Origin of the sequence: Pseudomonas sp. NBRC 111138 (genome assembly GCF_001320835.1) — a bacterium.
GTDB lineage: Bacteria > Pseudomonadota > Gammaproteobacteria > Pseudomonadales > Pseudomonadaceae > Aquipseudomonas > Aquipseudomonas paracarnis.
Map to the genome: position 1 here is coordinate 1 of NZ_BCBO01000170.1, position 6930 is coordinate 6930.

Annotated in this window: 5 protein-coding genes; 4 read left to right on the forward strand and 1 reads right to left on the reverse strand. The window is 62.2% G+C overall.

What is annotated here, in order from left to right; all coding sequences use genetic code 11:
• Positions 1–57 precede the first annotated feature (57 nt).
• On the reverse strand, positions 58–2394 hold the full coding sequence (locus APH41_RS26980) for a bifunctional diguanylate cyclase/phosphodiesterase (protein ID WP_054922524.1): 2337 nt from the start codon (positions 2392–2394) through the stop codon (positions 58–60).
• Positions 2395–2726: 332 nt separating this feature from the next.
• Here APH41_RS26980 and lon point away from each other — a divergent pair, with 332 nt between their 5' ends.
• From lon to APH41_RS27000, 4 genes are all read left to right on the forward strand, one after another.
• Complete coding sequence (gene lon / locus APH41_RS26985) at positions 2727–5147, forward strand: endopeptidase La (protein ID WP_054922526.1); 2421 nt, start codon at positions 2727–2729, stop codon at positions 5145–5147.
• 197 nt (positions 5148–5344) lie between these two features.
• Positions 5345–5734, forward strand: a complete 390-nt coding sequence (locus tag APH41_RS26990) for a protease inhibitor I42 family protein (protein WP_054922529.1) — start codon at positions 5345–5347, stop codon at positions 5732–5734.
• A 1-nt stretch (position 5735) separates the two neighbouring features.
• Entirely contained in the window at positions 5736–6392 is a 657-nt protein-coding gene (locus APH41_RS26995) for a lysoplasmalogenase (RefSeq protein ID WP_034128651.1), read from the forward strand.
• 36 nt (positions 6393–6428) lie between these two features.
• Positions 6429–6930 (forward strand): methyltransferase domain-containing protein (locus APH41_RS27000; protein WP_156359100.1); only part of this gene is annotated, 502 nt, incomplete at its 3' end.

The following is a 6930-nucleotide window of genomic DNA, read 5'->3' on the forward strand; positions in this document are numbered from 1 at the left end:
TCCTGGGAGCGCTTCGCACTCCAGCGGGAGCAAGCTCCCTCGCCACAGTCAAACTGTCTAGGTTGGCACCTGCTCACGCCGCATCCACCGCTCGAACGCCATGGCATTGAGCGGCCGGCTGATCAGGTAGCCCTGGGCCGTGTCGCAGTTCCAGCGTTTGAGCAAGGTGAGGCTGTGTTCGAACTCCACGCCCTCGGCGACCACCTTGAGCCCCAGGCTATGGCTCATCTCGATGGTGGAGCGCACGATCACGCCGTCGCCGCTGGTGCTGTCGAGGTTGCGCACAAAGGACTGGTCGATCTTCAGCTCTTGCACCGGTAGGCGCTGCAATTGGGCGAGGGACGAGTAACCGGTGCCGAAATCATCCACCGACAGGCTGATCCCGCAATTGCGCAACTGCTCCAGCACGCTGAGGGCCTGCTGCGGGTTGTGCATGATGGCGCTCTCGGTAATCTCGAAAATCAAATGCTCGGCGCCCACATGGTATTGGGCCAACAGCGCAGTGACGCGAATGGCCAAGTCATCATCCGCCAAGTCGTTCACGGAGATATTCACCGACAGCTGGATAACCAGCCCACGCTGCGCCCATTCGGCAATCTGGCGGATGGCTTCCTCGATCACCCACAGGGTCAGGGCACCCATGCTGCCAGTGCGTTCGGCCAACGGAATGAACTCCCCCGGAGACACTTGCCCCAGCGTCGGGTGTTGCCAGCGCAGCAAGGCTTCGGCCTGGCCCACGTGCCCGCGCCGCAGGTCGAGCTTGGGCTGGTAGCACAGGAACAACTCGCCTTCGATCACGGCGCGGCGCAAGTCGCGAATCAGGGTGATCTGGCGTTGGTGGGCGAGGTCGCGGTCCGGTTGGTAGATCTGCAAGTGCCCCGGCAGGTTGGCCGCGTCGTGCCGGGCGATGGCCGCGCGGTTGATCAACTCTTCCACCTGCTGCCCATCAGCAGGGTACGCGGCGATGCCGATGCTCACTTCATGGCGCACTTCGTCATTGCCGATGCGCAGGGGCTCGGTCAACGCCCCATGCAACTGGTCGGCGCGGGCCACGGCAGAATCGATCTCGGTGTTTTCCAGCAACAACAGAAACTCACTGCCGGCAATGCGCGCCGCGGTGTCGCTGGCCAACAGGCTACTGGACAAGCAGCGGCTGGCCTCGCACAACATGTGCTCGACACCTTCGGGGCCAAACCCTTCGTTGATGACTCGGTAGTTTTCGATCCCCACGTACAGCAACACCACCGACCGCCGTGCGCTGATCGCACTGCCCAGGCGCTCCATGGCCAGGGCACGGTTGGGCAATCCGGTGAGCGGGTCATGCAAGGCATTGTGGGCCAGTTGCCGTTCGCGCAGGGCGATGCCGCTTTGCATGGCGTTGAACGCACGCGCCAGCAGGCCGAACTCGTCGTGGCTGCGCACCCGCACCGGGGTGCGGTAGTCACCGGCCCCGATCCGTTCAGCGGCTTGCACCAGCGCATTGAGCGGGCGTGACACTCGCCGCGCCAGGAATAATGCCACCGCCAGCGAGACCAGCAGCACCGCCAGGGCAATCCCCATGAACTGCCGGTCCAGCGGCGCGAAGGATTCCAGCGCATGGTCCAGCGGGCTTTGCAGCAACACACGCACTTCATCGCCTTCGCCGCTGTTGGCCAAGGGCAACACCTGGCTGAGCACACGCTGGCCATGGAACAGCTGGATCTTCGCCTCAGGATCGACCTGCGTGCCATGCAAGAGGTTGATAATGCTTGGGCGCCAATTGCCAGGGTGGGTGGTGAACAGCTGACCGAGATGGCCGTCCTGCACACTGAGGAACGACACCTCCAGGTTGCTCATGGAGCGCAGTTCATGGGCGAATTGCGTGTCCATGGGAAAGCCCATGACCACGCGTGCGATCGGCACAGGCCCGAGCACATCTTTTTGCACCAGCAAATAGGGGCGCCCGGCCATGGCGACGATCAACATTTGCTGGCCGCTGCGCCGCGCCTTGCGCAAGGCATCGGCATACGGGAACAACTGGCCCCGCGTCTGCACCAGCAGGGTACTGACCATGACCCTGTCATCCAGGCCCAGCACCACCACTTCGCTGGAACTGACCCCGGTGCCATGGGTGCCCAGGGCCTCCAGGATCGGCACCGTCCGGCCGCCGGCCACCGCCTGCTTGAACGGCCCATCGGCGGTCAGCCAGTCCAACCCGTACTGCAAGCGCCGCCCGCGCAGGTCCAGCAGGCGCTCGAACACCTGCCGCCCGGTGTTCAACTGTACATCGGCCTGGTTCTCCACCGCACGGGTGGTGGCAGCGTGCACGGCAAAATAGGTGGCGGCCACGACCACCAGCAACAACAGCGCCAGCACTCCGGCTATGCGGGTCTGAAACGTGTGGCGCCAGTGCATGGCCGCGCCCTCGGGCCGCGCTCGTCGCTCTTGGCCGTGCTTTCCTTGTGTCATACGCGTCCCTGCCGACTGCTAACCGGCGTCAAAAAAACATCCTTTTTTATGGGGAATTTTATTAAAGCAGGTTAGCTGGGACTGGGGATAAGTAAACCCAATAAAAGCTGGGTCTAGCCGTCACATTATTGACGATCAGTTCGAAAAGCGGAGGGGTAAAGTACGTTGACCGCAACCCTCCCGTTATTTCATGCAAATTGTTGCTAACGACGCCCCCCCATTGAAACCACCGCAACCCCGCCCCATCTAACCTGCATACTTACTGATGCAGGTGCCCCATGAGCGACCAGCAAGAATTTCCAGATTACGACCTCAACGATTACGCCGACCCCGAAAACGCTGAAACCCCCTCGTCCAATACTGGCCTGGCCCTGCCTGGGCAAAACCTGCCGGACAAGGTCTACATCATCCCGATCCACAACCGGCCGTTCTTCCCGGCACAAGTGTTGCCGGTGATCGTCAATGAAGAACCCTGGGCCGAAACCCTGGAGCTGGTGAGCAAATCCGACCACCATTCCCTTGCGCTGTTTTTCATGGACACGCCGCCCGAAGACCCACGGCACTTCGACACCTCCGCCCTGCCGCTGTACGGCACCCTGGTGAAGGTGCACCACGCCAGCCGCGAGAACGGCAAGCTGCAGTTCGTCGCCCAGGGCCTGACCCGCGTGCGCATCAAGACCTGGCTCAAGCACCACCGCCCACCTTACCTGGTGGAAGTCGAATACCCGCACCAGCCCAGCGAGCCGACCGATGAGGTGAAGGCCTACGGCATGGCGCTCATCAATGCGATCAAGGAACTGCTGCCCCTCAACCCGCTGTACAGCGAAGAGTTGAAGAACTACCTCAACCGCTTCAGCCCCAACGACCCGTCGCCGCTCACTGACTTTGCCGCGGCACTCACCTCGGCGACAGGTAATGAACTGCAGGAAGTGCTGGACTGCGTGCCCATGCTCAAACGCATGGAAAAAGTGCTGCCGATGCTGCGCAAAGAGGTGGAAGTCGCGCGCCTGCAAAAAGAACTCTCCGCCGAAGTGAACCGCAAGATCGGCGAGCACCAGCGTGAGTTCTTCCTCAAGGAACAACTCAAGGTCATCCAGCAGGAGCTGGGCCTGACCAAGGACGATCGCAGCGCCGATGTCGAACAGTTCGAACAGCGCCTGCAAGGCAAAGTGCTGCCGGCGCAAGCGAAAAAACGCATTGATGAAGAACTGAACAAACTGTCGATCCTGGAAACCGGTTCGCCGGAATACGCCGTCACGCGCAACTACCTGGACTGGGCCACCTCGGTGCCGTGGGGCGTGTACGGAGAAGACAAACTCGACCTCAAGCACGCGCGCAAAGTGCTCGACAAGCACCATGCGGGCCTGGATGACATCAAGAGCCGCATCCTCGAATTCCTAGCGGTGGGCGCCTACAAGGGCGAAGTCGCCGGTTCCATCGTATTGCTGGTAGGCCCGCCGGGCGTGGGCAAGACGAGTGTGGGCAAGTCCATCGCCGAATCCCTGGGGCGGCCGTTCTATCGCTTCAGTGTCGGCGGCATGCGCGACGAGGCCGAGATCAAGGGCCACCGGCGCACCTACATCGGCGCCCTGCCCGGCAAGCTGGTGCAGGCGCTGAAAGACGTGGAAGTGATGAACCCGGTGATCATGCTCGACGAGATCGACAAGATGGGCCAGAGCTTCCAGGGCGACCCGGCGTCGGCGCTGCTGGAAACCCTGGACCCGGAGCAGAACGTCGAATTCCTCGACCATTACCTGGACCTGCGCCTGGACCTGTCCAAAGTGCTGTTCGTGTGCACCGCCAACACCCTGGACTCAATCCCCGGTCCATTGCTGGACCGCATGGAAGTGATTCGCCTGTCGGGCTATATCACCGAAGAAAAAGTCGCCATCGCCAAGCGCCACTTGTGGCCCAAGCAGTTGGAAAAAGCCGGCGTGGCCAAAAACAGCCTGACCATCACCGACGGTGCCTTGCGCGCCTTGATCGACGGTTATGCGCGAGAGGCCGGCGTGCGTCAGTTGGAGAAACAGCTGGGCAAGCTGGTGCGCAAGGCGGTGGTAAAACTGCTGGATGAGCCGGACTCGGTGATCAAGATCGGCAACAAGGACCTGGAAAGCTCCCTGGGCATGCCGGTATTCCGTAATGAGCAAGTGCTGTCCGGCACCGGCGTGATTACCGGCCTGGCGTGGACCAGCATGGGCGGCGCCACCTTGCCGATCGAAGCGACGCGCATCCACACGCTCAACCGCGGCTTCAAGCTCACCGGGCAGTTGGGTGAAGTGATGAAAGAGTCCGCCGAAATCGCCTACAGCTACATCAGTTCCAACCTGAAGTCGTTTGGCGGCGATGCGAAGTTCTTCGACGAAGCCTTCGTGCACTTGCACGTGCCGGAAGGCGCCACACCGAAAGACGGCCCGAGTGCCGGCGTGACCATGGCCAGTGCGTTGCTGTCCCTGGCCCGCAACCAACCGCCGAAAAAAGGCGTAGCGATGACCGGCGAACTGACCTTGACCGGGCATGTACTGCCGATTGGCGGGGTGCGCGAGAAGGTGATTGCGGCGCGGCGCCAGAAGATTCACGAGTTGATCTTGCCGGAACCCAACCGTGGCAGCTTTGAAGAGTTGCCGGACTATTTGAAGGAAGGGATGACGGTGCACTTTGCCAAGCGGTTTGCGGATGTGGCGAAGGTGCTCTTCTGAGAAATATCCAGACCTGATCATTCCCACGCTCTGCGTGGGAATACATCCCGTGACGCTCCGCGTCACAAAGCGGACGCGGAGCGTCCAAGGCAACGTTCCCACGCGTGGGAACGATCGGCCAACGCAAACCCCTCCTTGTCACACCTTGTCTCATCTTCGGTTATGCTCCCCCTTCGTCGTGTATTAACGGAGCCTTCATGACCGCTGCCCGCCTGCTTCTTCCCTTGAGCCTTGTCTTGCTGGCCGCATGCGCCAGTGCCCCCAAGCAAAACGTCAGCGTGGACAAACAGAGCGCCTGCCCGCTCCAGCTTAAAAACGGGCAAAACCTGATCCTCACCCTGCCCAGCAACCCCACCACCGGTTACCGCTGGGCCATCCAGGACTCCGCCGGCGGCGTGTTGCGCGCCTTGAGCCCCGAGGTCTACAGCAGCACCGAGTCCGGCGTGATCGGCGGTGGCGGCCAGTCCACCTGGCGCTTCCAGGCGTATGCCGCAGGGCAAGGGCGTTTGCGCCTGACATCCCAGCAACCTTGGGAGCCGGAGGCCGAACCTGCCGAAACCTTTGACTGCGCCATTACGGTGAACTGATATGCCATGGCTGATCCTTGCCTTGATGGGCGCCGGCACCTTTGTCTATGGCTTGGCGACCCATGCGACGCTGCTGTGCCTGCTGGTCAAGCCACTGCCGGTGCTGGCGCTGCTGGGTTGGCTGCATGACGCGCCGCCCACCGAGTATCGACGCTGGATCAGCCTGGGGTTGATTTTTTCCCTGGTGGGCGACGTGTTGCTCGCCTGGCCAGGCGACCTGTTTATCTTTGGCCTGGGCGCGTTTCTGTTCGCGCACCTGGCCTATCTCAAAGCCTATTTCAGTGACTGTCGGCGCTTGGCGCTGCTGCCGCTGGTGCTGGCCCTCGGCGTAGGCGCAATCTTGCTGAGCATCCTGATCTCCCACGGCCTCGGTGAGCTTTTGATACCGGTGGTGGTTTACGCGCTGGTGATCAGCGCCATGCTCTGGCGTGCGTTGGCGCGACTGGGCAGCGAGGTGCCCAAGCGTTCAGCGTGGCTGGCGGCGGCGGGTGCGGTGTCGTTTGTGGTTTCCGACGCACTGATCGGCATCAACCGGTTTGTGCTGGCGTTCGAGGCAGCGCCGTATTTGCTGATCGCCACCTACTGGCTCGGGCAATGGGGCATCACCGCCTCGGCTTTCCATCAGACAACCCGCGCATCCGAGGGCCAACTTGGCTAAAATGCCGGCCTTTCCCCCACCGTCGCCGGAACAGCCGTGAGCAAAGAACCCGATCGCCTATTCGCCCAGCCCCTGCCCCAGGTGCCGGACTTCGCCTTTAACGAGGATGTGGTGCGGGTGTTCCCGGACATGATCAAGCGCTCGGTGCCGGGTTACCCCACCATCGTCGAGAACCTCGGCGTGCTGGCCGCGCAATTTGCCCAACCGGGTAGCGTGCTGTATGACCTGGGCTCTTCCCTGGGTGCCGTGACCCAAGCCCTGCGCCGCCATGTACGCACCGAGGGTTGCCGGGTGATCGCCGTGGATAACTCCGCCGCGATGGTCGAGCGCTGTCGCGAATACCTCAATGGCCAGGACTCGATGTTCCAGGAGTTGCTGCCCGTGGAGGTGATCGAGGGCGATATTCTCGCCCTGCAATTCAAGCCCGCCTCGGTGGTGGCCCTGAACTTCACCCTGCAATTTATCGCCCCCCAGGAGCGCCTGGCGTTGCTTGGGCGCATTCGCCAGGCGCTGCTGCCGGGCGGGGCCTTGATCCTCT

Excerpts from the sequence above, each read along its gene's own strand:
- APH41_RS26995 (WP_034128651.1), top strand. The coding sequence starts at position 5,736 with ATGCCATGGCTGATCCTTGCCTTGATGGGCGCCGGCACCTTTGTCTAT.
- lon (WP_054922526.1), top strand. The coding sequence starts at position 2,727 with ATGAGCGACCAGCAAGAATTTCCAGATTACGACCTCAACGATTACGCC.
- APH41_RS26980 (WP_054922524.1), bottom strand. The coding sequence starts at position 2,394 with ATGCACTGGCGCCACACGTTTCAGACCCGCATAGCCGGAGTGCTGGCG.
- APH41_RS26990 (WP_054922529.1), top strand. The coding sequence starts at position 5,345 with ATGACCGCTGCCCGCCTGCTTCTTCCCTTGAGCCTTGTCTTGCTGGCC.